Source organism: Streptomyces sp. NPDC029292, from assembly GCF_055569295.1.
In genome coordinates this window covers 23,754-50,365 of sequence record NZ_JBVHXR010000028.1, presented here as the reverse complement: position 1 = coordinate 50,365, position 26,612 = coordinate 23,754, and the positions used below count along the sequence as shown (strand labels likewise).

Genomic DNA, 26,612 nt, shown 5'->3' with positions numbered 1-26,612 from the left:
GTGGCATACGGGGGATGTCGGGTGAACGCGGCGGGGCGTTCCGGTGACAGGACGAAGGGGCGGGCCGGTGTCGGCCCGCCCCTCAACTGCCTTGTTTGTACGGCTGTTTCAACTCGTCGGGTACGGCTGTTTCAGTGTGACGCGTACGGCTACTTCACCGCGCCCGCCATCACGCCGGACACGAACTGCCGCTGGAACGCGAAGAACACGGCCAGCGGGATCACCATCGAGATGAAGGCGCCCGGCGCCAGGATCTCGATGTTGCTGCCGAACTGCCGCACCTGCTGCTGCAGGGCGACCGTCAGCGGCTGCGAGTTCGAGTCCGAGAACACCAGGGCGACCAGCATGTCGTTCCACACCCACAGGAACTGGAAGATCCCCAGCGAAGCGATCGCCGGCGCGCCGAGCGGAAGCACGACGGTCGCGAAGAGCCGTGCCTCTCCCGCGCCGTCCAGCCGTGCCGCCTCCAGGAGTTCACGCGGGATCTCCGCGAAGAAGTTGCGCAACAGGAAGATCGCGAAGGGGAGTCCGAAGCCGACGTGGAAAAGGACGACACCGATGATGTCACCGAAGATCCCGATCTTGCCGAAGAGATCGGAGAGCGGGATCAGCGCCACCTGTACGGGCACCACGAGCAGCGCGACCACCACCAGGAACCACCAGTCGCGGCCTTTGAAGTCCATCCACGCGAAGGCGTATCCGGCCATCGCGCCGATGATCACGACCAGCAGGGTCGCCGGGACCGTGATCCAGATGGTGTTGAGCAGCGAACTGGTGATGGCGTCGTTCTCCAGGAGCGACTTGTAGCTCTTGGTGGTCAGCTGGGCGGGGGCCGTGAAGACCTTCCACCAGCCCGACGAGGCGATGTCGGTCGGGTCGCGGAACGACGAGACCAGCAGGCCGAAGGCGGGCACCAGCCAGAACAGCGCGACCAGGAACAGGAACACGCGCAGGGCGCTGCCGGCCGCGGCGCTCGCCAGCCGGGCGGCGGGGGAGCGCTTGGCGCGTACGGACGTGTCGAGTGCGGTCACCGCTCGCGCTCCTTCCTGAGTCGGCGGATGTTGACGAACATCACCGGCAGCACGAGCAGCAGCAGGATGACGCCGATCGCGCTGCCGACGCCGTAGTTGCCCCCGCCGCCGAAGGACGACAGGAACAGCTGGAGGGCCAGCACGTTGGCGTCGTCCTGACTGGGCTGCGGGGCGATGATGTAGACCAGGTCGAAGACCTTCATCACGTTGATCATCAGCGTGACCAGGACCACGATCAGGACCGGTGCGAGCAGCGGGACGGTGACCTTCCTGAAGACCTGCCACTCGTTGGCGCCGTCCACCCGGGCGGCCTCCAGGAGATTGCGGTCCACGCCCGCGAGACCGGCCGAGATCAGCACCATCGCGAAGCCCGCCCACATCCAGACGTAACTGCCGATGATGGCCGGGGTCACCAGGGTCGGGCCGAGCCAGTCGATCCCGTTGTAGGGGGCGGCGAAGTTCGAGCCCGGCAAGCGAAGTTGGGCCCCGTCCGCCACCTGGGGCAGGCGGAAGGTGCCGTCGGCGCCGCTCTTCGTGGACGCGACGACCTTGCCGTCCTTCACGGCCTCGACCTTGACGCCCTTCAGCGCCTTCTCGCCCGGGTCGACCGCGCCTTTCTTTCCGCCGCCGCCGAGCTTGAAGTCCAGCCAGACGGTGCCGGTGACCCCGGAGCCGCTCGCGGACTCGGCGTCCGCGGGGGAGCCGGGGAGCTTGTTCGGCGCGATGCCGACGAGCGGGAGGAGGGCGGGGGTGCCCGCGTGCACGGTGCCCGTCGTGGTGAAGGAACCGCCGCCGGACGCCTTCAGATCGCTGACCTGGGCGTTCGGCCTCGCCTTCGGGTAGACGGAGGAGTCGACGAAGGCGTCGTGCACGGAGGTGACGATCGCGTTGGCGACGCCCTGGTTCGGGTCCTGCTCGTACACCAGGCGGAAGATGATGCCCGCGGCGAGCATGGAGATCGCCATCGGCATGAAGACGATCAGCTTGAACGCCGTACCCCAGCGCACCCGTTCGGTCAGCACGGCGAAGATCAGGCCGAGTGCCGTGACGACGGCCGGGGCGACGGCGACCCAGATCGCGGTGTTGCGCACCGCGGTCAGTGTCTGGTCGTTGGTGAAGATGTCGCCGTAGTTCTCCAGGCCGACGAAGCCCGAGCCGTCGGCGTCGTACAGACTGCGCCAGACCGAGTACCCGATCGGGTAGACCACGAGCGCACCGAGCATCACCAGTGCGGGCAGCAGAAACAGCACCGCCACCCACAGTCTGGTCCCGGTCACGCTCTTGCGCGTTGCGGCGGGAGGCACCGGCGGCAGGGCGCCGGCGCCTCCCGCCTTCGCTGCCGAAGACGACATACCGCGCCGTCAGCTGCTCTTGTACGCCTTGGCGGCGTCGGCCTCGAGGGCGCTCTGGGCGCCCGCCACGTCCTTCGGGTTCTTCAGGAAGTCCTGGAGGTCCTTCCACTCGCCGATGCCCTGCGTGCCGCCGAAGGCCGCCGGGGCCTGGTCGGACATGTCGAACCGGAAGTCGTCACCGGCGGCGAGCAGCGCCTTCGCGATGTCCCGGGTGACGGCGTCCTTGTACTTACCGGTGTCCATCGCCTTGTTGGGCGAGATGAAGCCGCCCTGCGCCGCCCAGATCTCGGCCGCGTCGGTGGAGGCGAGGAAGGTCATCAGGGCCTGCGCGCCCTTGCTGTCCTTCAGCGCCACGGCGACGTCGCCGCCGCTCACCACGGGCGCCTTGGCACCGACCGCCGGGAACGGGAAGACCTTGGCGTCCGTGCCGACCTTCGCCTTGGTGTCCGCGTTGATGTTCGCGGTCACGAAGTCACCCTCGTAGACCATCGCGGCCGGGGTGTCACCGGAGAACGTCTGGGTGACCGACTTCGGGAACTCCGTCTGCAGCGCGCCGGAGCGGCCGCCCGCGATCAGGTCGTCCTTGCCCCACAGCTGCGCGAGCGTGGTCAGGGCCTCCTTGACCGACGGATCCGTCCACTTGATCTCGTGGGCGGCCAGCTGGTCGTACTTATCCGGACCGGCCTGGGAGAGATAGATGTTCTCGAACCAGTCGGTGAGGGTCCAGCCGTCGGCACCGCCGATGGAGACGGCCGGGGAGCCCGCGTCGGACAGGGTCTGGGCCGTGGACAGGAAGTCCTTCCACGTCGTGGGCGTCTTGGTGATGCCGGCGGCATCGAAGGCGGCGGTGTTGTACCAGACGAGGGACTTGTTGGCGGCCTTCACATAGATGCCGTACTGCTTGCCCTTGTACGCCCCGAGGTCCTTCCACCCGGTGGAGAAGTTCTTGTCGAGCTGGGCCTGCGCGTCGCTGCCCAATGGCTTGATCCAGCCCTTGTCGGCGAACTGGTGGAGCACGCCGACCTGCGGGAGGAACGCGACGTCCGGCGGCTTGCCGCCCTCGATCTTGGTACCGAGGAACGTGGAGGTGTTGTTGCCGGTCGGTACGAAGTTGACCTTGGCGCCGGTGCGCTTCTCGAACTCGTCCAGAACCTTGGTGAAGTTGTCCTGCTCCGGGCCGGTCCAGACGGCCGCGACCTCCAGGGTCTGCCCATTGAGTTTGGGCAGTTGAACGGAGGCGCTGCTTTCTGTGCTGCCGCCGCTCGTCTTGCCTCCGTTGGCCTTGTTGTTGTCGCTGCCGCCACACGCCGTGAGCGCGAGTGCGAGCGCGCCGGCGGTGACGGCGGCCGCGGCGGCTTGTGCGGCCCTGCGTGAGCTGTGCGTGGAGTGACTGGGCGACCTGCGTTTACGAAGATTGCTGCGCATCACTGCCCCGTTCTTCGTTCCTCGTCGAACGTCCCGAGCGCTGTCCCGTGCGCTCTGGTCTACGCCCGCGCCTGCGAGGGCGGCAAGAGCGCCAACACTGTCAAGTGAGCGATCGTTGCCGCGTCGTGACGTGTTCTGGCGTGGGCGCCAGAATTTTCCGGCTCGGGCATGATTTCAGCCCCTCCGGCGTTTCAAGCTTTCAGCCCCTCCGGCGTTTCAAGATTTCAGCCCCTCCGGCGTTTGAGGAGCGGGGGTCCAGGGGCAGCGCCCCCTGGCGGGGTCTGGGGCGGAGCCCCAGGAGGATGGGGGTCCCCCGCTCGAGCGAAGCCGCGAGTGGGGGAGGGTAGGGGCGGAGGGGGCGAAAAACCTCCCCACCCGCCCTGGGCCTACAGCAGCGACGGCACCTCAACCGCCGCGACCGAGCGAGCCGCCCGCTCCAGCGCACTGGCGAGGAGAGCCAAGTCCGTGGGCCCATTGCCGAGTTCACGGACGGGCCGGCGGGCCGGCGGGTCGCCCATCCGGTGCCACTCCAGGGGAACGACCGTGGGACGAAGCGTGGCCGTACGAGGAATCCGCCCCGTGACCCGCCCGGCCTGGAAGGGAGTCGCCCGCCCGTCCGGCCGCAGCAGCAGGCCACGACCGGGAGCGGGTTCGTCCGGCCCCGGCGACGGCGCGTCGAGGGTGATCCGCAGCGCGGCGGAACGAGCCAGCTCGGACTCCGCCGTACGCCCGTCGACCCCGGCCGCCGCCACAAGGTGCACCCCCAGCCGCTCCCCCTCACGGGCCACGGCCTCCAGCGCCCGCACGACCGACCCGGCCGAGGGCCGCCCCGGCGACCCCAACGCCGGCGAAAGCAGCGCGTCCAGGTCATCGACGACCACGACGAGGCGGGCGAGCGGCGGCCCCGGCTCCGTACGCTCCCTGGCCGCCGCGGGCCGCAGCCGCAGGGTGGAACTGGGCGGCGCGTCGAGATCCCCGGCGCCGGACGACGTGCCGGCCGCGCCGGACGCCGCGCCCGCCGAGCGCTGCGTGACCATCCGCCCCGACACCTCGCGCCGCGTATGCCACGCCGCGAAGTCGAGCCGCCCGAGCAGCTCGGCCCGCCGCTTCAGCTCGGCGCTCAGCGACTGGGCGAACTCCCGCATGCGGACGGGGTCGTTGGCGGCGAGGTGTGTGGTGACGTGCGGGAGGTCGGTGCAGACGCGCAACCCGTCGCCCGGCCCGGCACCGTGGCCCGCTCCGCCGTTGCCTCCGGTGCCGTCCCGTCCGTCTATGAGGACGATCCCGAGGCGGTCGGGGCGCTCGGCGGCGGCGAGGGCCGCGGCGATGGACCGCAGCAGTTCCGTACGGCCGCTGCCCGACGGTCCCTCGATCAGCAGATGCGGGCCCTCGGCCGCGAGATCCACGCAGACGGGCCCGCGCGGCCCGGCACCGAGCACGGCCCAGCCCCGCCCGCCGAGCGCCTCCGCGTCGTCGGTCGCGTCCGCCCAACGCGCCATCAGCGACGCCGGGGTGGCCCGCGCCAGCCCCAGCTCGTCGAGCAGCCGCGCCATTTGAGGCAACGGCACGGACACCCGCGCGTGCCGCTCCCCATGCGCCCCATCCGTACGCAACGGTGCGAGCGCCCGCGCGAACCGCTCAGCCCAGGCCGCCGACACGGCGTCGACCGCGGCGACGGTGCCGTGACCCAGGGGGCCGCGCGGCGAGTGTGCGGCGGAGCCGCTGTGCGGGGACCCGGCGCCAGGAGAGCTGCCGTCGGTGGGCCTGCCGTAGCCGTAGCCACCGTGGGTGGCTCCGGCGGGCTCGCGGTGGGTGCCAGGGGCGGGCTCGGAGGGTCGGCCCGGGGCGGGCTCGGGACGGATACCAGCCGTACCAGTCGTACCGGCCCCCGCCGCATCGCCCTGCCCGCGTCCTGCGGGGCGGCCCCGGGCGGGCCCCGCAGGCCCACCCGGCGCCACCCGCAGCAACCGCAGTGCCGTAGCCACATCCCCGCTGAGCAGCGCGACCGCCCCGCACTCGCGGAACGCCGGTGACGCCTCGCACGCCGCCTCGTAGGTGTCCGTCACCGGTGACGCGGGCGACGCCGCGACGGTCTCGGCGAGGCATACGACGTGAATCCCGGCCCGCGCGCCCTCGTGCGCCAGCCGCACCACGGCCTCCCGTAGGTCGGCGGCACCGGGATCCCCGTCCACGACGAGGACCGTGTACGGCCCCTCGAAGGCGCCGTCCGCCGGGTCCTCGTCCCGCGCCCAGGAGGGCCGTCGGGCCCCGCCGCGCACCTCGGCGTCCCGGCGACTGGACGGGGTGACTCCGTCGCCGGTGCCGTCGGAGGGGAGGCGGCCGGCTTCTCGGCCGTAGGCGCCGGACCGGGTGCCCGGAGCGTCGGCGGCGCGGGGTGCGCCCGGTGTGCGGACCGTTTCCGGCGGGTGGTCGTCCAGGCGGCGGAGGAGTTCGTCCGTGCGGGCCGTCGCCTGTTCGCGGTCGTAGGCGAGGAGGAGGCGGCAGTCCTGGCCGTGGGTGGGGCGGAGGTGGGGGAGCCAGCCGAGCCAGGACCACTCGGCGGTGCGCTCCTCCGCCGTGCGGGAGCGGTCCGTGCTGATCAGGACGAGCTCGAGGGCGTCCGGGGAGTGCAGCGCGGCGAGCTGGGCCACGACCGCGCGGGCCAGCCCCGCCAGGCGCGCCCGCGGTCCGGCCAGGCCCAGTGTGCCGACCTCCCGCAGGTCCGCGGTGACCGGCACCGCGGGCAGCAGCCCCGAGCCGTCGGGGGCCGCGCGGTCGGCCGTACCCAGCCGCACCGTCAAGGCCTCGGGGTGCCCGGGGCCGCGCTCCCACAGCCGCGGTCCCGGTCCCAGCGCCGTGAGCAGCAGCGTCGCCGGGTCGGGCCAGCTCTCCGGCGACTGCGGCAGGGCGGGCAGCGGCTCCTCCGTCGCGGCTTCCGTCGCGTCGTACACCTGCTCCCGGGCTCCCACCGGCTCACCGCGTCCCCCGGCCAGCCGCCGCGCCCAGGCGCCGAGCCCGCCCCGCTTGCGTACGCCCGGCGGCACGTCCGTGCCTCGTGGGGGAGTGCCCTTTCGGCTGCCCGCGCCGGACACGTCCGTGGCCCCGGTGGGAGGGTCGCTGTGCGCGACCGACGCGGGACCGCCCCCCGGCCTGCTCTCGATCCGGGGCGCCCCGCCCTGTTCCGGCACAACGGACGGCACGGCGGGCGAAGCGGCGGGCGGTATGGCCGGACCGTGCTCCTGCGCGCCGGGTACTCCTCCCGCGGCTCCCCATTCGGCCGATCCGTAGGCGTGATGGGTGTCTCCGGCGGGCGGGAGCGGCGCGCTGTCGGCCGTCCCGGTGGCCGGGGTCCGGCCGACGCCGCCCACGCGCGCGTGGGGCACGGTCGCGGCCGGTGTCGTCGGCCTCGCGGGCATCGACCCGGGGCGTACGGCACCGCCGTCGCCGGGGACGTCGGAAGCACCGGAACCCTGCCCGGCTCCCGCCGCCACCCGCACATGCCCCTCCCCGTCGGGTGCCGTCCCCAGGGCCCCCGCACCGCCGGGCGGAGCCAGTCGCAGGGCGGACTCGCCGACGCGCAGGAGCGCTCCCGGCGCGAAGCGGACCGGGCCGGTGCCGACGCGGGTGCCGTCGAGCGTCGTGCCGTTCGTGGAGCCGAGGTCGGCGACCGAGACGCGGCCCTCGGGGGTGACCGTGACCGCGCAGTGCAGGCGGGAGACGTCGGGGTCGTCCAGCGGCACGTCCGCGTCGGCGGAGCGGCCGATGTGGATCTGGCCGCCGTGCAGGAAGTGGACGCCGCCCGCGTCGGGGCCCGCGATCACATGGAGTTGGGCCGCGCCGTCGTCCACGTCGGGACCGGGCTCGGCGGGCGCGCCCAGGGACAGCACGGCGCCGTCGGTCAGCGGGGGCTCCCCCAGCGTGCAGCGCTGCGCGTCGAGGCGCTCGGCAGCCGCGTACAGCACGACCTGACCGTCGCCCCCGCCGACCGCCGAGGCCAGTCCCGACGCCACCGCGGCCAGCGCCGTCCCGGCGGGCGCGGTGACCAGCACATCGCAGGCGGCGGCACGCCCCCGCGGCTCCGAGGGCGGGCCCAGCGGGTCTACGACGGTCAGCCGGATCTGCATCGCCGTCAGCGGTCCCTTCCGCGCAGGTGTCCGCGACGAGGACGAGGCTGCGCTGCGGTCCCCCCACCGCAGATTCCCCCACCGCACACGGGCACGTCGGCCAGTACTGAAGGCATCCTCGCACCTGCCACTGACAACACGCCCGCCACCCACCCGTAAGTGATCTTGATTGGTCGGCTCTGCCCGTAAAAGTGCCTGCCCAGTGCCCGACAGGTGCCCGCTTGAGATCGGTCACGCCAAGGCTTCGGCAACCAACCGCCCGGACCGAGCGTCCTTCCTTCGAACATGTACGGGAACGTGTACGTAAGCGCTTATGCGGAACACAAGCACCTGTGGGACCCATAGGAAGTGTGGGACCTGTGGAAAGCACAGAAAGACGACAGCCCAGTGCCATGTAGCGCGGCACTACAGTGGGTCGGAACACCTGTACCACGGTGATCACGGTGGACGGACCAGGCAAGCAAGCAACGGGCAAGCAAGCAACAGGGAGCGCATGACGTGCGGCCGGTAGGGAGCAAGTACCTCCTTGAGGAGCCGCTGGGGCGCGGCGCCACAGGCACCGTCTGGCGAGCCCGCCAGCGGGAGGCGGCAGGCGCCGAGGCGGCGGTCCAGGGCCAGCCCGGCGAGACCGTGGCGATCAAGGTCCTCAAGGAGGAGCTCGCGAGCGACGCGGACATCGTGATGCGCTTCCTGCGCGAGCGGTCCGTGCTGCTGCGGCTGACCCACCCGAACATCGTGCGCGTACGGGACCTCGTCGTCGAGGGTGACCTGCTCGCGCTCGTCATGGATCTCGTCGACGGCCCCGATCTCCACCGCTACCTGCGTGAGAACGGCCCCTTCTCGCCCGTCGCCGCCGCCCTGCTCACCGCCCAGGTAGCCGACGCGCTCGCCGCCAGCCATGCCGACGGCGTCGTCCACCGCGACCTGAAGCCCGCGAACGTCCTGCTCAAGCAGGACGGCGGCCAGATGCACCCGATGCTGACCGACTTCGGCATCGCCCGGCTGGCGGACTCCCCGGGCCTGACCCGGACCCACGAGTTCGTCGGCACGCCCGCCTATGTCGCGCCCGAGTCGGCGGAGGGGCGTCCGCAGACGTCCGCCGTCGACATCTACGGGGCGGGCATTCTGCTGTACGAGCTGGTCACCGGGCGTCCGCCGTTCGCCGGTGGGTCCGCGCTGGAGGTGCTGCACCAGCACCTGAGCGCCGAGCCGCGCCGTCCGTCGACCGTCCCGGACCCGCTGTGGACCGTCATAGAACGCTGCCTGCGCAAGAACCCGGAGGAACGGCCCAGCGCCGAGAACCTCGCGCACGGACTGCGCGCCGTCGCCGCGGGCGTCGGCGTGCACGCGAACGCCGCGCAGATCGCCGCCGCGGAGGGCGTGGGGGCGCTGCTCGCCCCCGACCCGTTCCCGGCGGCCGTCCCGGGCGTTCCCGGTGCGGCCGATCCCACGCAGGTGCTGCCGCACGGCGCGGGCGCGTACGACCCGAACGGCGCGACCAGCGTCCTGCCGCACACCGGTGCCGCCGACCCCACGTCCGTCCTGCCCAACCGTGGCGCGGCCGATCCGACCGCCGTCATGCCGCCGGTGGGGCAGAACCAGCCCGGCGGGCCGGGGCCCGAGGACCCGCATCCCTGGCAGAACCAGCTGCGCGCGGCCCGCGACCGCAATGAGCAGACGCAGGTCCAGTACCTCGACCCGAACGAGGATCCGCTGCGCCGCCGTCCTCAGCGCCAGGTCGCACGGCCCCAGCAGCGCCCGCCGCAGGGCCAGCAGCCGCCGCCCGGGTACGGGTATCCGCAGCAACAGCCGCAGCAGTACGCGCAGCAGCAGCCTCAGCACCAGCAGCCGCAGCGCTACGCGCCCGCCCCGCAGCAGCAGCCTCAGCCGCAGCGCTACGCGCCCGCGCCGCAGCAGCCCCAGCAGCCCGCGCCGCGTCAGCCGCGTGAGCCCCGTCAGCGCAGCGCCAACCCGACGAAGATTCCGGGCCTCGGCTGCCTCAAGGGGTGCCTGTTCACCGTCGTCATCCTGTTTGTCGCCGCTTGGCTGGTCTGGGAGTTCAGTCCCCTTCAGGGGTGGATCGGGACCTCCAGGGGTTATTGGGGCGAGCTGACCCACGTGTACAACCAGGTGACCGACTGGATCGGGAAGCTGGGCGGCAGCTCAGGGAACTGACTCTGGGGACTTGTCGACATCTGACGGGTGATTTCCGTCTCCGCGGTAAAGATTGGCTCCTCGGACGCGTACTTTTAGCGACAACCACGCGTCTGTAGGAGCAGTCTTGGCACGCAAGATCGGCAGCCGGTACACCGCGAACCAGATTCTGGGGCGGGGCAGCGCCGGCACGGTGTGGCTGGGTGAGGGACCCGAGGGGCCCGTCGCCATCAAGCTGCTGCGCGAGGACCTCGCGTCCGACCAGGAGCTCGTGGCGCGTTTCGTGCAGGAGCGCACGGCGCTGCTCGGTCTCGACCATCCCCATGTCGTCGCGGTGCGAGATCTCGTCGTGGACGGCAACGATCTCGCGCTCGTCATGGATCTCGTACGGGGTACGGACCTGCGCACCCGGCTCGACCGGGAGCGGCGGCTCGCCCCCGAGGCCGCGGTCGCGATCGTCGCCGACGTCGCGGACGGGCTCGCGGCCGCGCACGCCGCCGGGGTCGTGCACCGGGACGTGAAGCCCGAGAACGTGCTGCTCGACATGCAGGGGCCGCTCGGGCCCGGTGGCTCGCACCCCGCGCTGCTGACGGACTTCGGTGTGGCCAAACTCATCGACTCGCCCCGGCGGACCCGGGCGACGAAGATCATCGGCACGCCCGATTATCTCGCGCCCGAGATCATCGAGGGGCTGCCGCCGCGGGCCGCCGTCGACATCTACGCGCTGGCGACGGTGCTGTACGAGCTGCTGGCCGGGTTCACGCCCTTCGGCGGCGGGCACCCCGGGGCGGTCCTGCGCCGGCACGTCACGGAGACCGTGGTGCCGTTGCCCGGGATCCCGGACGAGCTGTGGCAGCTGATCGTGCAGTGCCTGGCGAAGGCACCGGCGTCACGGCTCAGGGCGTCGGAGCTGGGGGCTCGGCTGCGGGAGCAGTTGCCGTTGCTGGCCGGGATGCCGCCCTTGGACGTGGATTCTCCCGACGCGGAGTCGGCGGACGCGGACGAGGCGTACGAGGAGACGGCGGAGCCGTCCGCGCCGCGGTCGTCGGTGCGGCGGGGGGCCGTGCCACTGGTGCCGGGGGCCGCGCCCGACTCGAACCGGGACACGCATACGTCGATGCGGGTGCCGGCGCCGGACGAGCTCGCGGGGGGCGCGCGGGGTACGGCGCGCGCGCCACGGGCCGCGGGTGCGCCGCGTCCGGGGTCGGCGCGTCATCGGGCGTCCGCCCGGCGGCGGCGCATCACGCTCGGTGTGGCGAGTGTTGTTCTCGTCACGGCGGTGGGTGTCGGGATCTGGGTCGCCACGTCGGGGGACGACGCGGGGGCGCCGCCTTCGGACACGAAGAACTCGGCACCGGCGTCGCCGTGACCCAAGGGGGTTTCGCCCCCGCCTCCCCTACCCTCCCCACCCTCGGCTTCTCCCCCACTCTCGACTTCGCTCGAGCGGGGGGACCCCCATGAGCGGGGGACCCCCATCGACCTGGGGCTCCGCCCCAGACCACGCTCCTCAAACGCCGGAGGGGCCGGATCGTGGCCCCCAGAGGCGAGGGGCAAGCCCCGCTTGCCGCAGCCGTTACGCTGGAGGCGTGGCAGTCGTCGATGTATCCGAAGAGCTCAAGTCCCTCTCCTCGACCATGGAGTCGATCGAGGCCGTCCTGGACCTCGACAAGCTGAGGGCAGATGTCGCCGTGCTCGAGGAGCAGGCGGCCGCGCCGTCCCTGTGGGACGACCCGGACGAGGCGCAGAAGATCACCAGCAAGCTGAGCCACCTCCAGGCGGAGGTCAGGAAGGCCGAGGCGCTGCGCGGGCGTATCGACGATCTGAGCGTGCTCTTCGAGATGGCCGAGGAGGAGGACGACCCGGACACCCGCGCCGAGGCCGAGTCCGAGCTCGCGTCCGTCAAGAAGGCGCTGGACGAGATGGAAGTCCGGACGCTGCTCTCCGGGGAGTACGACTCCCGTGAGGCCGTCGTCACCATCCGCGCCGAGGCCGGCGGCGTCGACGCCTCCGACTTCGCCGAGAAGCTCCAGCGCATGTACCTGCGCTGGGCGGAGCGGCACGGCTACAAGACGGAGCTCTACGAGACCTCGTACGCGGAAGAGGCCGGCATCAAGTCGACCACCTTCGCCGTCCACTCCCCGTACGCGTACGGAACGCTGTCCGTGGAGCAGGGCACGCACCGCCTGGTCCGGATCTCGCCGTTCGACAACCAGGGGCGTCGCCAGACGTCGTTCGCGGGAGTCGAGATCCTGCCCGTCGTCGAGCAGACCGACCACATCGAGATCGACGAGTCCGAGCTGCGCGTGGATGTCTACCGCTCCTCGGGACCCGGCGGCCAGGGCGTCAACACGACCGACTCCGCGGTCCGGCTGACCCACCTCCCCACCGGCATCGTCGTCTCCTGCCAGAACGAGCGGTCGCAGATCCAGAACAAGGCGTCCGCGATGAACGTTCTGCAGGCCAAGCTCCTCGAGCGGCGCCGGCAGGAGGAGCAGGCCAAGATGAACGCCCTCAAGGGCGACGGCGGCAACTCCTGGGGCAACCAGATGCGTTCGTACGTCCTGCACCCGTACCAGATGGTCAAGGACCTGCGCACCGAGTACGAAGTCGGCAACCCCGAGGCCGTGTTCGGCGGCGAGATCGACGGCTTCATCGAGGCCGGAATTCGCTGGCGCAAGCAGCAGGAGAAGTAGGGCGGGGCATTAACGCCTTTTTGTCGACAAGGCAACTGCCGTCTTCCGGACGGCAGTTGCCTTTTGTGTGTGGGTTGTCTGGGTTTTACATCACAGTCACATGTCCTCACGGCAGGCAAATGATGTTGATCCGGACATCGCGTACGCAACGACCTTGACGTTGCTTTGAAAACTGGGAAGGGTAACGCGTGGCATGCGTATCTCCGGGGCGCATGTGAACCGGGGGGCTTGAGTGCCACCTGTGACGCCGTGGCCCCGGGCGCTGCTCCATTGACGATCAGCTACTGGGGGTAGCAGGCAGATGACCAAGAAGACGCGGATTCGCGTAGCGCGGATAGCCGCCGGTGCGGTGATCGCAGCCGGTGCTTCGCTGACCGCCGCGGGTGCCGCTTCGGCTCTCGACCTCGGCGTGAGCGTGGGCGGCCTGAGCGCGGGCGTCAGCGTGGACGAGAACGGTGTCGGCGTGAAGGCCGGTGTCGACGACCCGACCCCGACCCCGACCGAGACGGGTATTCCGACCGCGGAGCCGCCCACCCCGACGCCCACCGAGACGACGCCGGCTCCGACGGCCACCACGCCGACCGAAGAGCCGACGGAACCCACCGAGGAGCCGACCGAGCCGACGGACCCGACCGAGGCGCCCACCTCCACCCCGACCGACGGTTCCGGCACCGGCAACGGCACGGGCGGCAACGACACCGACCCCGACGGCGGCTCCAAGCCCGTCGAGCAGGGTGAGGGTTCCTCCTCCCTGACCGACACCGGCTCGGACACCTCGTCCGACACCTCCGCCCAGGGCACGAGTGACGGCCAGCTCGCCGAGACGGGTGCGGGCCAGACCACGTTCCTGCTGGTCGGCGCCGCCACGATGATCGCCGGCGGTATCGGCTTCCGCCTGCTGCCGCGCCTCGCGGCCGGCCGCGGCGGTGCCGCAGCCTGACGCACGCGCGCATGAGAAAGGCCCGGAGCAGCTTGCTCCGGGCCTTTCTCATGTCAGGGGCGGGGCGGCCGTCACAACGCCGTTCCCGCAGGTCTCACGCCGTCTGACGCGCGGGCCTCACACCGTCTTGTGTGCGGGTCTCATACCGTCTGGCGCGCGGATATCACACCGTCTGGTGCGCCACCAGTGCCAGCGCCGCGATCAGCACGGCCAGCAGCGCGATCAGCGCCATGGGGTTCAGGCCCGCGAAGGGGCTCTCCTGCTGGAGCCGCTCACGGTTCGCGCGGCAGACGGGGCAGCGGCCCTCACTCACGGGCGCCGCGCAGTTCGCGCACACCAGTCGGTCGTACGTCATGCGCTCGCCCTCCTTGCGCCTTCTCTCCGCGTACATAACGCCGCGGGGAACGCAACCGTTCCCCCTCCACTGTGCCAGGTTCCGCGGATTTCGGCGCGGCTCGCCTTATCCTGCCCCGCTCTGGCGGGATCGAGGCCTGTAGATGGACAAGAAAGGACCCTCGGAGCCCTTCAGATCCGTGACAAAACGTGCAAGCCTCGCACAACCCTGTACGCCGACTGCGCTCGCACACCCGGTTCGCGTATGGTCACGCACACCTACCCCCGGCGACCCGTGGTGCATCCGTGATCCGATTCGACAACGTCTCCAAGGTCTACCCCAAGCAGACCCGCCCCGCTCTCAGGGATGTCTCCCTGGAGGTCGAGCGCGGAGAATTCGTGTTCCTCGTGGGGTCCTCCGGCTCCGGAAAGTCCACCTTCCTGCGGCTGATCCTCCGCGAGGAGCGGTGCAGTCACGGTCAGGTGCACGTCCTGGGCAAGGACCTCGCGCGCATCTCCAACTGGAAGGTGCCGCAGATGCGCCGCCAGCTGGGGACCGTGTTCCAGGACTTCCGTCTCCTGCCCAACAAGACGGTCGCCGAGAACGTGGCCTTCGCGCAGGAGGTCATCGGCAAGTCCCGCGGCGAGATCCGCAAGTCCGTGCCCCAGGTGCTCGACCTCGTCGGGCTCGGCGGCAAGGAGGACCGGATGCCGGGCGAGCTGTCCGGTGGTGAGCAGCAGCGTGTGGCCATCGCGAGAGCCTTCGTGAACCGGCCCAAGCTCCTCATCGCCGACGAGCCGACCGGAAACCTCGACCCGCAGACCTCCGTCGGCATCATGAAGCTGCTCGACCGCATCAACCGGACGGGTACGACCGTGGTGATGGCGACCCACGACCAGAACATCGTGGACCAGATGCGCAAGCGCGTCATCGAGCTGGAGCAGGGCCGTCTCGTCCGCGACCAGGCGCGCGGCGTTTACGGCTACCAGCACTGACCGCCACGTCCCCGCAGCTGTCCATGGAAAGGCCTGAGTAGACGCCATGCGCGCCCAGTTCGTTCTGTCGGAGATCGGTGTCGGTCTCCGTCGCAATCTGACGATGACCTTCGCGGTCGTCGTCTCGGTCGCCCTCTCGCTCGCCCTGTTCGGCGGTTCGCTCCTGATGAGCGACCAGGTGAGCACGATGAAGGGCTACTGGTACGACAAGGTCAACGTCTCGATCTTCCTCTGCAACAAGAGCGACGCCGAGTCCGACCCCAACTGCGCCAAGGGCGCGGTCACCTCCGACCAGAAGAAGCAGATCCTCGCCGACCTGGACAAGATGTCCACGGTCGTCCAGAAGGTCACCTACGAGTCGGCGGACGAGGCGTACAAGCACTACAAGGAGCAGTTCGGCGACTCCCCGCTGGCCAGCTCCCTCACGCCGGACCAGATGCAGGAGTCGTACCGCATCAAGCTGAAGGACCCGGAGAAGTACCAGGTCATCGCGACCGCCTTCGACGGCCGTGACGGTGTCCAGTCCGTGCAGGACCAGAAGGGCATCCTGGACAGCCTCTTCGGGTTGCTCAACGGCATGAACTGGGCCGCGCGCGCGGTGATGGCGATGATGCTGATCGTCGCCCTGATGCTGATCGTCAACACGGTGCGCGTCTCGGCGTTCAGCCGGCGGAGAGAGACCGGGATCATGCGCCTCGTCGGCGCCTCCGGCTTCTACATCCAGGCGCCGTTCATCATGGAGGCCGCGGTCGCCGGGCTCATCGGCGGTGGTGTCGCCTGCGGCTTCCTGCTGATCGCCCGCTACTTCATCATCGACCACGGTCTGGCCCTGTCCGAGAAGCTGAACCTGATCAACTTCATCGGCTGGGACGCCGTGTTGACGAAGCTGCCGCTCATTCTCGCGACGAGTCTGCTGATGCCCGCGCTGGCCGCGTTCTTCGCGTTGCGCAAGTACCTGAAGGTGTGACGCATGCCAAGGGGGCCGTACTGCCAACCGGCAGTACGGCCCCCTTGCGTTGTCCTACACTCACCGGCATGTCAGGTCGTGACCTGTTCTGTCAGCCCCGCCGCATCCGCCGCGGGGCCGCCCTGACATTGGTGTTCGCGAGCGTCCTCTTCGCGGGTGCGGCGACCGGATCCTTCCCGGACCCCGACCGGAAATCTCCCTCCGCCCCTTCGCCCGCGTCCCGTTCGACGCCGGCGGGCAACCACGAGGACGTCACCGAGGCCGCCGCCGAGGCCATGGCCGACGGGAAGTCCCCCATGGAGGCCGCCGAGCGCGCCGTCAGCCGCAGCGGCGACCGCTGGGGCGCGGTCTACTCCCAGGGCGAGTACAAGGAGTTCGAGGAAGCCCTCGACGGCCAGTACACCGGCGTCGGGCTGTGGACCCGGCGCGAGCGCGACGGACGTATCGAGGTGACCCGCGTACAGAGCGGCTCTCCCGCGGCCGCCGCCGGGATCCGCAAGGGCGACCGGCTGCGCAGTGTCGACGGCGAGAAGGTGGACGGCCGGCCGGTCACCGAGGTCGTCTCCTTACTGCGCGGGGACGCGGACGACGCGGCCGCGGGGACGGAGGTCTCCCTCGGCCTGCAACGGGGCACGCGCGCGTGGAGCGAGACACTGCGCCGGGCCACGCTGTCCACGGACTCCGTGACCGTCCGAAAGCTCGCCGGCGGCGTCACCGTGATCAAGGTCGCCGCCTTCACCAAGGGCTCGGGCGACCTCGTACGGACCGCCGTCGCCCAGGCGCCCCAGCGGTCCGGGATCGTCCTCGACCTGCGCGGCAACTCCGGAGGCCTGGTCACCGAGGCCGTCACCACCGCCTCCGCCTTCCTCGACGGCGGCCTCGTCGCCACGTACGACGTGAACGGGGAGCAGCGCGTCCTGCACGCCGATCCCGGCGGCGACACGACCAGACCCCTGGTCGCGCTCGTCGACGGCGGCACGATGAGCGCGGCCGAGCTCCTCACCGGCGCCCTCCAGGACCGCGGCCGCGCGGTCGTCGTGGGCTCCAGGACCTTCGGCAAGGGCTCGGTCCAGATGCCGAGCCGGCTGCCCGACGGCTCCGTCGCCGAGCTGACCGTCGGGCACTACCGCACCCCGTCCGGGCATGGCGTCGACGGGGTGGGCATCACGCCCGACCTGGAAGCGGACGACGCGGCGCTGGCGCGGGCCGAGACCGTGCTGAGCGGGCTCGGGGACCCCTCGTAGCGGACCGCGGGGACCCCTCCTGGCGGACCGCGGGGACCCTTCATGGCGGACCGCGGCGACCCCTCGCGGCGGACCGGTCGCGGTCCTCGTAATCAGCTTTCCCTCGGACCCCCCTGTAGTGCGAAAATGGCCAGCACTATGAGTAAGGGAATGTACGTACCGAAGGAGTCCCAGCCGAAGCAGGGCGGTCAGTCAGGCTCCGGCAAGGCCAAGGACGGCAAGCGCAAGATCGTCGCGCAGAACAAGAAGGCACGTCACGACTACGCGATCATCGACACCTACGAGGCCGGGCTCGTCCTGACCGGCACCGAGGTGAAGTCGCTGCGCCAGGGACGCGCCTCGCTGGCCGACGGCTTCGTCCAGATCGACGGGGGCGAGGCGTGGCTGCACAACGCCCACATCCCCGAGTACAGCCAGGGCACCTGGACGAACCACACCGTGCGGCGCAAGCGCAAGCTGCTCCTGCACCGCGAGGAGATCGACAAGCTGGCCTCGAAGTCCGAGGAGACGGGTCACACGATCGTGCCCCTCGCCCTGTACTTCAAGGACGGTCGGGCGAAGGCCGAGATCGCGCTCGCCCGGGGCAAGAAGGAGTACGACAAGCGGCAGACCCTGCGCGAGAAGCAGGACCGGCGGGAGTCGGACCGCGCGATCGCGGCGGCCAAGCGGAAGCAGCGGGGCGAGTAGGCGGTCGGTCGCCGGGAATAGGCTGGCATCGTCGTGCGTTGGTCACGTACGATGGCATCTGCACCTCAGAGCAGGTGCGCAGCAGTTTGAAAAATCAACATGGGGATGATCGGTTTCGACAGCGGCTGTCGAAGCAGGGGAAGCGAGCCGAGGAAGCGGCAATGATCTCGTAAACCATATGTCGCAACCAATAATCGCCAATTCCAAGAGCGATTCCCAGTCCTTCGCCCTCGCTGCCTAATAACAGCGACTGAAGGACCCTAAATGGGTGTCAGCCCGGGGGTGTTCCCGACCCGGACCCTGGCATAATCTAGGGAACTAAACCTCCGAGCCCGGTCACGGGGTTCGGCGGGAAATCAAACAGTGACTGGGCCCGTCGGCGACTTGTTCGCGTGATCGCCGGGGCCGAGAAAATCGCAGCGAACTGCGCTCGGAGAAGCCCTGATTCTGCACCGTTGGACGCGGGTTCGATTCCCGCCATCTCCACGATCTGGAGGTGTACCGTGCTCGCAAAAAGCGCGAGCCCGGTCCACCCCGTCGTATTTCTGGGGGCATGCCCCCAGACCCCCTCATCCCATGTGAGACAGAGGCCCGGTGGTCGTGACGACCACCGGGCCTCTGTCGTGGAGCGCCGTCTTCGGGGATGCTGCTGAGGCATGAAGAGACCCGTGAGCACATCCGCGAAACGTGTCAATTCCCGTACCCGCCGGTGGAGTTGCGCCGCCGCTCTGGCGCTGGCGGCGGCCACCCTGAGCTGGAGCGCACCGGCCGGGGCGGACTCCGACCGCAGCGGCCTCCCGGAGGCCATCGACACCATCCTGGGCGACAGCCGGATGGCGGGCGGGGCCGCGAGCGTGGTCGTCGCCGACGCCGCGAGCGGTGACGTGCTGTACGCGCACCAGCCCACCTCCCGCCTGATGCCCGCCTCCAACACCAAGCTGGCCACCTCGACCGCCGCGATGGAGCTGCTCGGACCCGACTACCGGTTCACCACGGACGTCCTCGCGAGCGGGCGGCGGCATGGCCCGGTGCTCGACGGTGATCTGTATCTGCGGGGCACGGGCGATCCCACCCTGCTCGCCGACGACTACGACCGGCTCGCCGCGCGCGTCGCCGAGTCGGGGGTCACCCGGGTGAGCGGGCGCCTGATCGCCGACGACACACGCTTCGACGATCAGCGGATCGGCAGGTCGTGGGCCGCCGACGACGAGTCCTCCTACTACGCGGCGCAGATCAGCGCGCTCAGCGTGGCGCCGGACACGGACTACGACACCGGGACCGTGATCGTGCAGGTGGCGCCGGGCGCCGCGGCCGGGGACGAGCCCACCGTCACCGTCACGCCGAAGACGGACTACGTCGACATCGACGTACGCGCCACCACCGTGGCCGCCGGAGGGGCGAACGACCTCACCGTCGAGCGGCGGCACGGCACCAACACGATCACCGTCGGCGGGACCGTGCCCGTCGGGGGCTCGGGCGCCAAGGAGTGGGTGACCGTGTGGGAGCCCACCGGGTACGCCGCCGCCGTCTTCCGGGACGCGCTCGCCGCGCACGGTGTGAAGGTCACCGGGCCGACGCGGCTCGGGAAGGCCACCCCGCCGGACGCGCGACAGCTCGCCGCCCATGAGTCCATGCGGCTGAGCGACCTGCTGATCCCCTTCATGAAGCTCTCGAACAACATGCACGCCGAGATCCTGACCAAGGCCATGGGGTACGAGGCCTCGGGGGAGGGCAGCTGGAGCGCGGGGCTCGCCGCCGTCAGCGGCTATCTGAAGAGCGTCGGCGCCGACCCCGGGACCGTACGGCAGGTCGACGGGTCCGGGCTCTCCCGGATGGACAACTTCCCGGCCGGGCAGCTCGCCGAGCTGCTGCTCGCGGTGCGGGGCGAGCCCTGGTACGCGGACTGGTACCGGTCCCTGCCGGTGGCGTGCGATCCGGCGCGGTTCGTGGGCGGGACGCTGCGGTCACGGATGTGCGGGACGGCCGCCGCGCTCAACGCCCGGGGGAAGACGGGGTCGTTGACGGGGGCCTCCGCGCTCTCCGGGTATGTCACCGGCGCCGGGGGACGCGAGCTGGTGTACAGCATCGTCCTCAACAATTTCCTCGTCTCGTCCGTGAAACCGCTGGAGGACGCCATCGTGGTGACGCTCGCGCGGTCCAGCGCCGACGCGGCGGTGGCCGTGACACCGAAGTCCGCGCGCGGCGCCGAGGCGGACGGCGACCTGGAGTGCTCGTGGCGCAAGCCCGCGCTGTGCTGAGCGGGTGCTGAGCGGGCCGGACTCGCGCCACGAGCGCCGGGTCAGCGCAGCGCGAACGTCGACAGGCGCAGGCCGCCGCTCAGGACCAGATACACGTCCTGGCGGCCCTGCGCCGTGGCGGCGAGCGGGGCCGTCACCGTCGTGTAGTCGTACGGCGATGATGTGCCGTCCGTGTGCGCCGTGCCGACCAGGGTGCCGGTGGGCGAACCGAGCCGGACCTCGACCGTGCCGGCCGCGGTCCCCGCCACCTGTGCGGTGAACGTCGAGGCACCGGAGCCGAGTTGGGCGTCGGCGAACTTCAGCCAGGCGCCGTCGCCCGACGCGGCCACCGCCGTCCCGCGCACCTTCGACTCGTCGACCAGCCGGACATCCGCGTAGTCGTCGAAGTTCTCGGCCCGCGTCACCTTCGTGAGGTCCCGGGCCGGGATCGTCTCCCCCCGCGCCTTCAGCGTCGTACGCGCGCGGATGTCCGACGAGGAGGCGCCGACCAGGACGTCGTACGTCCCGCTCTCCACCACCCACTTGGAGCGCGTCACATCCCAGTGGGCGAGGTCCTTCGTGCGCAGCTTCAGCTTCACCGTCTTCGTCTCGCCCGGCTTGAGCGACACCCGCGCGTACGCCTTCAACTGCTTCAGCGGCTGCTTGTCCCGGGACACCCGCTGGTGCGTGTAGAGCTGGACGACCTCGTCGCCGGCCCGCTTGCCGGTGTTGGTGACGGCGACCTCGTATCCGCCGCCCGTGCGCTTCAGCTCGCCGTAGCGGAAGGAGGTGTAGGAGAGGCCGTAGCCGAAGGGGTAGAGCGGCTGCCCCTTGAAGTACTGGTAGGTGCGGTCGGACTTGATGATGTCGTAGTCGAGGATCGACGGGGGGTCCGACTCCGACTGTTACCAGGTCTGGGTGGGGCGGCCAGCGGTGGGGAGCAGTTCCTGGGTTGGCGGGTCAGGGTTGATCACTGCGGGAGGGCGGTGCGGTCTGCGATGGGGGGCCTGACCGCTGATCGGCTTCGGGCATTCCCGTGCGGAATGGATCACTTGTTTGTCAATCGCCGACATGTGCACCGGCGGGTGAGGCGGGGGCGTTAGTTTCGGCTCGTCGAGATCATCACGGGCGCGGCAGGGGTGTACGGCATGGGGAAGCGAGCACGGAGCGGGAAGGGGCGGGAGCTGCGCCCTTACCGTGCGCTGGCTGCCCCGTTCGTCGTCGCCCCGCCCTCCGGGTGCCGGATCCGAACCCGACTGCATGTCTCGCCCACGGATGCGGTGGTACTGCGAGCGGTCGGCCAGCACCTGGGGGCGCTGGCCGGGGCGGACCTGGCGGCCCGGGTACGGATCGGGAACGTACCGGCGGTCAATGCCCGGCGGGCCGAGCGCAAGAAGGCCCTGACCGCACAGTCCTCATCGCGGTGGGCGGGTGCGGTCACCCGCACCTCGGAGGACCAATACCAGCTCGGCAGGCGGGCGTTGAACGCCCGGATCGGCTCCCTGCGCCGGGCCATCAGCGCGATCGAGGCCCGGCTCGCCGTCCCACCGGGTACCAGCGTTCGCCGGGGGCGAAGGACCGTGCGCGGCTACGCCGACCATGCGGAGCGGCGGGCCAAGCAGCAGCGCTTGCAGATCCTCCTGGGCGAACTCCGGCAGTCCGTGCGGGAGCGGCAGCATGGCCAGGTGCGGGTCACCCGAGGAGGGCGGCGGCTGCTGAACTCGCGCCATCACCTCTACGACACCGCTCCTGGGCCGAAGCCGATGACCGAGGCTGCCTGGCAGGCCCGGCTGGACAGCTGGGGTCAGGAGTGGTCGGCGCGGCGGATATTCCTGACTGCGGACGGGGAGGCGGGGGCGCCGTTCGGGAACTACACCATCAGCATCGCCCCCAACGACGGCACGATCGCCCTCGTCCTGCCCGAACCCCTGCGCCAGGAGCACGCGAATGCCCCGCGCGGCCGCTACGTCCTGGATGCGACGGCGGTCTTCAACCACCAGAGCGAGCAGTGGGCCGACCGGGTCGGCGCGGGTGCCCCCGTCCGCTACGACATCATCTACGATCCTGGACGCGGGCGCTGGTATCTCGACGCCTCCTGGTCCACGGTGAAGAAGGGCCGACAGCTTCCCGTCCCGACTCTGGATGTCCTGCGCGAGTACCGGGTCCTGGCAGTGGATGTCAACGCCGACCACCTGGCCGCCTGGATCCTCGACCCGTACGGCAACCCGGTCGGCGCGCCCCGCACCCTGCCCTTGGAGCTGGCGGGCCTTCCTGCCACGACCCGGGATGCCCGGTTGCGTGAGGCCCTCTCCCAGCTCATCCACCTCGCCCAACTCCATGACTGCACGGCGCTGGTGGTCGAGAACCTGGACTTCGCCGACGCCCGCACCACCGGCCGGGAGAAGCTGGGCCGGGGCAGGCGGGGCAGGGCCTTCCGCCGCACGGTGGCCGGGATCCCGACCGCGAAGTTCCGCGACCGGCTTGCCGGGATGGCGCACCATGCCGGTCTCGCGGTGATCGCCGTGGATCCGGCATACACGAGCAAGTGGGGCGCCCAGCACTGGCTGGACGCTTTGAAAGAACAGGCTTCTACCGGTACGACCACCGTCACGGGGCATCATGCCGCCGCGGTGGTCGTCGGCAGACGCGGTCTGGGCTGCACGGCCCGGCGCAGGAAAGACGGACCCCGCCAAACCCCCGCCACCACCGCCGTAGGGCGTGTCGAGGCGGAGGCCGTGCGACCGGAGGATCGCACCGGGCCGGCCGTCCCCGCAGCGTCGAGCCACCGCACCCCGGGCCGCATGGAGCGGACAGCTCCGGCCAGGACGCCGCGCGGCACCACACCCGTGGTGCGTCAGACGCGAGCGCGCCCGCCCGGAAAGCACCCGCCTCACGGCCCCACCACCGTTCGGGGGCCCAGCGTCCCAGACCAGCAACTCACGCTGTTCGGGACGCCCGACATGGCCAACACCGGCCAATCAACCTAGGAACGGTAGCTGTTCTCGACGACCACGACGGTCTTCGGGCTGGCGCTTTGGCGTTCAACAGAAGATTGGGCGTTCGACAGGAATTCGACGCAGGACAGAGCATCAGGGAGCTGCACGCCGGGTAGTGCTCGCGCGTTCCGTCAGTCGGGGTGCGAGGAGCGTAGCTTCGGGCACGTCCGTGCCGCCCAGCTTCTTCATCAGCAGCTCGACCGCGCCCACGCCCACCTCGGCCGACGGTATGGCGATCGAGGTGACCGGCACCCGCGCCCGCCCCGCCAGCTCGTCCGGGCAGATCGCGGTGACGGAGAGGTCGCCGGGCACCCGCAGCCCGAGCGACTCGAACGCCTCGATGAGGGGTTCCAGGATCGGCTCGTTGTGCACGACGACCCCGGTGAGGGCGGGCCGCTCCCGCAGCAGCTGCTCGGCGACCGTGCGGGCGGCGGCGGGCTCGGCGGCGCACGGGTGGACGGACGAGGAGAGCCCGTTGCGGTCGGCGGCGGCCGTGAACCCCTGGACGACGCGTTGCGCGAACCCGGTCTCGCGCACATACACCTCGGGCGGCGACCCGACCAGCGCCACCACCCGGTGTCCGAGCCCGGCCAGGTGCTCGACGCACAGCTCGCCGGCCGCCTTGAAGTCCAGGTCGATACAGGTGAGCCCGCCCGCGGACGCGGGGAACCCGATGAGCACCGACGGCCGGTCCAGGGCGCGCAGCAACGGCAGCCGGGGGTCGTGGAGCTGGACGTCCATCACGATCAGCGCGTCCACCAGCGCCGTGTCCGCGACCCGCCGCAACCCTTCCTCGCCCTCCTCCTGCGTGAGCAGCAGCACGTCGTGGTCGTGCCGTCGCGCCGCCGTCACGACGGACACGGCGAACTGCATGACGACCGGCACATGGACGCCACCGCGCAGCGGCACCACCAGGGCCACCACGTTCGACCGGCTGCTCGCCAGCGCCCGCGCTCCCGCGTGCGGCCGGTAGCCCAGCTCGCGGATGCTCGCATCGATGCGCTGCCGGGTCTCCTCGGAGATCGGGCGCTTGCCGCTGAGGGCGTACGAGACGGTGCTCGGGGACACCCCGGCGTGCCGCGCCACATCCGTGATCTTCACCATCACTCCGACTCCAGCTCCGGGGAAAGCTCCAGCTCCGGGGAAAGCTCCAGCTCCAGGGAAAGGAACCCGGTCCCGGCCCGGGCCCGCACCTCACGCCCGCCCGCCGCCAGCCCCCACGGCGCCGAAGGGTCACTCGACGAGGCCCGCAGCGTGTCCCCCTCGCGTACGACCGTGAAGGTCACGTCACCGACCGGCACCGTCACCTGCGCGCCACGCGCCAGGCCGTACGCGCGCAGGGTGACCCCGTCGGCGAAGTCGTAGTCGGGCCGGTCGTCCGTCGAACCCACCGGAATCACCGCCCCCGGCCGGACGAGCAGCGGCACACTCAGGAACCCGTGCCGCTCGCGCACCCAGCGCGGCCCGGTCACCGTCCGCCCGTCGAGGAAGTGGGTCCAGGTCCCCTCGGGCACGTAGTACGCGACATCCCCGTCGTCACTGAAGACGGGCGCGACCAGCAGATCGGGGCCGAGCATGTACTGCCGCTCCAGATGCGTGCACCCCGGATCGTCCGGGAACTCCAGGACCATCGCCCGCATCATCGGCACGCCCTCCGCGTGGGCGGCGCGGGCAGTCTCGTACAGATAGGGCATGAGGCGGAGCTTCAGCCGCGTGAACAGCCGCAGCACATCCACGGCCTCCTCGTCGAACAGCCACGGCACCCGGTACGAGGACGAGCCGTGCAGCCGGCTGTGCGAGGACAGCAGCCCGAAGGCGATCCACCGCTTGAACAGCGCGGGCGTCGGCGTCCCCTCGAACCCGCCGATGTCATGGCTCCAGAACCCGAACCCCGACATCCCCAGGCTCAGCCCGCCGCGCAGCGACTCGGCCATCGACTCGTACGTCGCCTCGCAGTCGCCGCCCCAGTGCACGGGGAACTTCTGGCTTCCGGCGGTCGCCGAGCGCGCGAAGACGACGGCCTCGTGCTCGCCCCGGTGTTTGCGGAGCACGTCGAAGACGGTCTGGTTGTAGAGGTAGGTGTAGTAGTTGTGCATCCGCTCCGGGTCGGCGCCGTCCGCGTACACGACGTCGACGGGGACCCGCTCGCCGAAGTCGGTCTTGAAGCAGTCGACGCCCTGCGAGAGCAGCGCTTCCAGTTTGGCCGCGTACCACTCCCGGGCCTTCTCGCTCGTGAAGTCGACCAGCGCCATGCCCGGCTGCCACAGATCCCACTGCCAGACACTGCCGTCAGGACGCTTGAGCAGATGTCCCAGGGCCCGCCCCTCCGCGAACAGCGGCGAGCGCTGCGCGATGTACGGATTGATCCATACGCAGATCCGCAGCCCCTTGTCCTTCAGCCGCGCCAGCATCCCCTCCGGGTCGGGAAAGACCCGCGGATCCCACTGGAAGTCGCACCAGTTGAACTCGCGCATCCAGAAGCAGTCGAAGTGGAAGACGGAGAGCGGGAGTTCGCGCTCGCGCATGCCGTCGATGAAGGAGGTGACCGTGGCCTCGTCGTAGGAGGTGGTGAAGGATGTCGACAGCCACAGCCCGAACGACCAGGCGGGCGGGAGGGCCGGGCGGCCGGTGAGTGCCGTGTACTTGCGCAGGATGTCCTTCGGCGTCGGCCCGTAGATGACGTAGTACGTCAACTGCTGTGTCTCGGCGCTGAATTGAACCCGGGACACTGCCTCGGAGCCGACCTCGAAGGAGACCCGCCCCGGGTGGTCGACGAAGACTCCGTACCCCGCGTCGGTCAGATAGAACGGCGCGTTCTTGTAGGCCTGTTCGGTCGCCGTGCCCCCGTCCGCGTTCCACATGTCCACCATCTGGCCGTTCTTGACCAGCGGCCCGAACCGCTCGCCGAGCCCGTAGACGGACGTGCCGACACTGAGGTTGAGCTGCTCGCGCAGATAGTGGGCGCCGGTCGCGTCCCGCATGATGCCCATGCCCTTGGGGCCGCTGGTGGTGAGCGTGCGGCCGTGGGCGAGGAAGTCGACGTGCCAGGGGCTGGTGCGGGCGACCTTGATCGACAGGGCGCCCGCGGTCAGTACGGCATGCTCGTCGTCGTACGACGTCTGCGCCCCGCTGTGCTGATCTGGGGGACATCCCCCAGACCCCCGGACCTCACTGTGCACGTCGAATTGGGGCCGCCGCGGCTCCTCGCCCTGGAAGTGCGTGAACGTGACGCCGATGACGTCGGGCATCGGCGCATGCGCGCTGATCGTCACGACCGGTCCCTTCAGCAGGTCGCCGCGGTGGCGGATGGGCTGGGTCGGCGCGTGGATCTCCAGGCTCCCGGGCCCGGAGGTCACGTCGAGGACCTCGACCGGGTGGGCCGCGGTGACGCCCTCGCGCAGCAGCCAGTAGCCGTCGGTGAACTTCACTCTCG

The 26,612-nt window shown here is 70.7% G+C and carries 18 protein-coding genes and 1 other RNA gene; 11 read left to right on the top strand and 8 right to left on the bottom strand.

Annotated features, from left to right (window positions below; translation table 11 throughout):
- Window positions 1-149: 149 nt before the first annotated feature.
- The 4 genes from ACZ4WS_RS41600 to ACZ4WS_RS41585 form a co-directional block, all read right to left on the bottom strand.
- Complete coding sequence (locus ACZ4WS_RS41600) at window positions 150-1,031, bottom strand: carbohydrate ABC transporter permease (protein ID WP_467988449.1); 882 nt, start codon at window positions 1,029-1,031, stop codon at window positions 150-152.
- Window positions 1,028-2,383, bottom strand: a complete 1,356-nt coding sequence (locus ACZ4WS_RS41595) for a carbohydrate ABC transporter permease (protein ID WP_467988447.1) — start codon at window positions 2,381-2,383, stop codon at window positions 1,028-1,030. The genes ACZ4WS_RS41600 and ACZ4WS_RS41595 overlap by 4 nt, the downstream gene beginning before the upstream one ends.
- A 9-nt stretch (window positions 2,384-2,392) precedes the next feature.
- Entirely contained in the window at window positions 2,393-3,808 is a 1,416-nt protein-coding gene (locus ACZ4WS_RS41590; RefSeq protein ID WP_467988445.1) for an ABC transporter substrate-binding protein, read from the bottom strand.
- 386 nt (window positions 3,809-4,194) lie between these two features.
- Entirely contained in the window at window positions 4,195-7,932 is a 3,738-nt protein-coding gene (locus ACZ4WS_RS41585; protein WP_467988444.1) for an FHA domain-containing protein, read from the bottom strand.
- 498 nt (window positions 7,933-8,430) lie between these two features.
- Between ACZ4WS_RS41585 and ACZ4WS_RS41580 the strand changes: the two genes are divergently transcribed.
- The 4 genes from ACZ4WS_RS41580 to ACZ4WS_RS41565 all read left to right on the top strand — a co-directional run bounded on the left by ACZ4WS_RS41580 (window position 8,431) and on the right by ACZ4WS_RS41565 (window position 13,719).
- Complete coding sequence (locus ACZ4WS_RS41580; protein WP_467988442.1) at window positions 8,431-10,107, top strand: serine/threonine-protein kinase; 1,677 nt, start codon at window positions 8,431-8,433, stop codon at window positions 10,105-10,107.
- A gap of 106 nt (window positions 10,108-10,213) precedes the next feature.
- The gene (locus ACZ4WS_RS41575; RefSeq protein WP_467988440.1) at window positions 10,214-11,455 is read left to right on the top strand and encodes a serine/threonine-protein kinase; all 1,242 of its coding nucleotides are present in this window, start codon (window positions 10,214-10,216) and stop codon (window positions 11,453-11,455) included.
- A gap of 217 nt (window positions 11,456-11,672) precedes the next feature.
- The gene (gene prfB, locus ACZ4WS_RS41570; RefSeq protein WP_467988438.1) at window positions 11,673-12,779 is read left to right on the top strand and encodes a peptide chain release factor 2; all 1,107 of its coding nucleotides are present in this window, start codon (window positions 11,673-11,675) and stop codon (window positions 12,777-12,779) included.
- A gap of 301 nt (window positions 12,780-13,080) precedes the next feature.
- Window positions 13,081-13,719, top strand: coding sequence for a hypothetical protein (locus tag ACZ4WS_RS41565; protein WP_467988436.1), 639 nt, complete (start codon window positions 13,081-13,083; stop codon window positions 13,717-13,719).
- 163 nt (window positions 13,720-13,882) lie between these two features.
- Here ACZ4WS_RS41565 and ACZ4WS_RS41560 read toward each other — a convergent pair whose 3' ends face one another.
- A complete protein-coding gene (locus ACZ4WS_RS41560) occupies window positions 13,883-14,074 on the bottom strand; it encodes a hypothetical protein (RefSeq protein WP_028805018.1) in 192 nt (63 codons plus the stop codon).
- Between the two features lie 284 nt (window positions 14,075-14,358).
- Here ACZ4WS_RS41560 and ftsE point away from each other — a divergent pair, with 284 nt between their 5' ends.
- From ftsE to dacB, 6 genes are all read left to right on the top strand, one after another.
- Window positions 14,359-15,048: a cell division ATP-binding protein FtsE gene (gene ftsE, locus ACZ4WS_RS41555; RefSeq protein WP_081217588.1), complete on the top strand. Its 690-nt coding sequence runs from the start codon at window positions 14,359-14,361 to the stop codon at window positions 15,046-15,048.
- Window positions 15,049-15,094: 46 nt separating this feature from the next.
- The gene (ftsX, locus tag ACZ4WS_RS41550) at window positions 15,095-16,015 is read left to right on the top strand and encodes a permease-like cell division protein FtsX (protein WP_467988434.1); all 921 of its coding nucleotides are present in this window, start codon (window positions 15,095-15,097) and stop codon (window positions 16,013-16,015) included.
- Window positions 16,016-16,083: 68 nt separating this feature from the next.
- Window positions 16,084-17,259 carry a S41 family peptidase gene (locus ACZ4WS_RS41545; RefSeq protein WP_467988432.1) on the top strand — a complete coding sequence of 392 codons (1,176 nt, stop codon included), beginning with the start codon at window positions 16,084-16,086 and terminating at the stop codon, window positions 17,257-17,259.
- Between the two features lie 150 nt (window positions 17,260-17,409).
- Entirely contained in the window at window positions 17,410-17,946 is a 537-nt protein-coding gene (smpB, locus tag ACZ4WS_RS41540; RefSeq protein ID WP_467988430.1) for an SsrA-binding protein SmpB, read from the top strand.
- 101 nt (window positions 17,947-18,047) lie between these two features.
- Window positions 18,048-18,435: a transfer-messenger RNA gene (ssrA, locus tag ACZ4WS_RS41535) on the top strand.
- A gap of 167 nt (window positions 18,436-18,602) precedes the next feature.
- Window positions 18,603-20,204 carry a D-alanyl-D-alanine carboxypeptidase/D-alanyl-D-alanine endopeptidase gene (dacB, locus tag ACZ4WS_RS41530; RefSeq protein WP_467988428.1) on the top strand — a complete coding sequence of 534 codons (1,602 nt, stop codon included), beginning with the start codon at window positions 18,603-18,605 and terminating at the stop codon, window positions 20,202-20,204.
- A gap of 41 nt (window positions 20,205-20,245) precedes the next feature.
- On the opposite strand, the gene ACZ4WS_RS41525 is transcribed toward dacB, so the two are convergent.
- Entirely contained in the window at window positions 20,246-20,953 is a 708-nt protein-coding gene (locus ACZ4WS_RS41525) for a fibronectin type III-like domain-contianing protein (RefSeq protein ID WP_467988514.1), read from the bottom strand.
- Between the two features lie 378 nt (window positions 20,954-21,331).
- Here ACZ4WS_RS41525 and ACZ4WS_RS41520 point away from each other — a divergent pair, with 378 nt between their 5' ends.
- A complete protein-coding gene (locus ACZ4WS_RS41520; protein WP_467988427.1) occupies window positions 21,332-23,170 on the top strand; it encodes a hypothetical protein in 1,839 nt (612 codons plus the stop codon).
- A gap of 102 nt (window positions 23,171-23,272) precedes the next feature.
- On the opposite strand, the gene ACZ4WS_RS41515 is transcribed toward ACZ4WS_RS41520, so the two are convergent.
- Together ACZ4WS_RS41515 and yicI are read right to left on the bottom strand one after the other, a co-directional pair.
- Complete coding sequence (locus tag ACZ4WS_RS41515; protein WP_467988425.1) at window positions 23,273-24,283, bottom strand: LacI family DNA-binding transcriptional regulator; 1,011 nt, start codon at window positions 24,281-24,283, stop codon at window positions 23,273-23,275.
- Window positions 24,283-26,607, bottom strand: a complete 2,325-nt coding sequence (yicI, locus tag ACZ4WS_RS41510) for an alpha-xylosidase (protein WP_467988423.1) — start codon at window positions 26,605-26,607, stop codon at window positions 24,283-24,285. Before yicI ends, ACZ4WS_RS41515 begins: the two co-directional genes overlap by 1 nt.
- Between the last annotated feature and the right edge of the window lie 5 nt (window positions 26,608-26,612).

Bases quoted from the DNA above. Each gene is read 5' to 3' on its own strand.
- smpB (WP_467988430.1), top strand. From the start codon at position 17,410: ATGTACGTACCGAAGGAGTCCCAGCCGAAGCAGGGCGGTCAGTCAGGC.
- dacB (WP_467988428.1), top strand. From the start codon at position 18,603: ATGAAGAGACCCGTGAGCACATCCGCGAAACGTGTCAATTCCCGTACC.
- ACZ4WS_RS41595 (WP_467988447.1), bottom strand. From the start codon at position 2,383: ATGTCGTCTTCGGCAGCGAAGGCGGGAGGCGCCGGCGCCCTGCCGCCG.
- ACZ4WS_RS41565 (WP_467988436.1), top strand. From the start codon at position 13,081: ATGACCAAGAAGACGCGGATTCGCGTAGCGCGGATAGCCGCCGGTGCG.
- ACZ4WS_RS41545 (WP_467988432.1), top strand. From the start codon at position 16,084: ATGTCAGGTCGTGACCTGTTCTGTCAGCCCCGCCGCATCCGCCGCGGG.
- ACZ4WS_RS41560 (WP_028805018.1), bottom strand. From the start codon at position 14,074: ATGACGTACGACCGACTGGTGTGCGCGAACTGCGCGGCGCCCGTGAGT.
- ACZ4WS_RS41520 (WP_467988427.1), top strand. From the start codon at position 21,332: ATGGGGAAGCGAGCACGGAGCGGGAAGGGGCGGGAGCTGCGCCCTTAC.
- ftsX (WP_467988434.1), top strand. From the start codon at position 15,095: ATGCGCGCCCAGTTCGTTCTGTCGGAGATCGGTGTCGGTCTCCGTCGC.
- ACZ4WS_RS41590 (WP_467988445.1), bottom strand. From the start codon at position 3,808: ATGCGCAGCAATCTTCGTAAACGCAGGTCGCCCAGTCACTCCACGCAC.
- ACZ4WS_RS41515 (WP_467988425.1), bottom strand. From the start codon at position 24,283: ATGGTGAAGATCACGGATGTGGCGCGGCACGCCGGGGTGTCCCCGAGC.
- ACZ4WS_RS41585 (WP_467988444.1), bottom strand. From the start codon at position 7,932: ATGCAGATCCGGCTGACCGTCGTAGACCCGCTGGGCCCGCCCTCGGAG.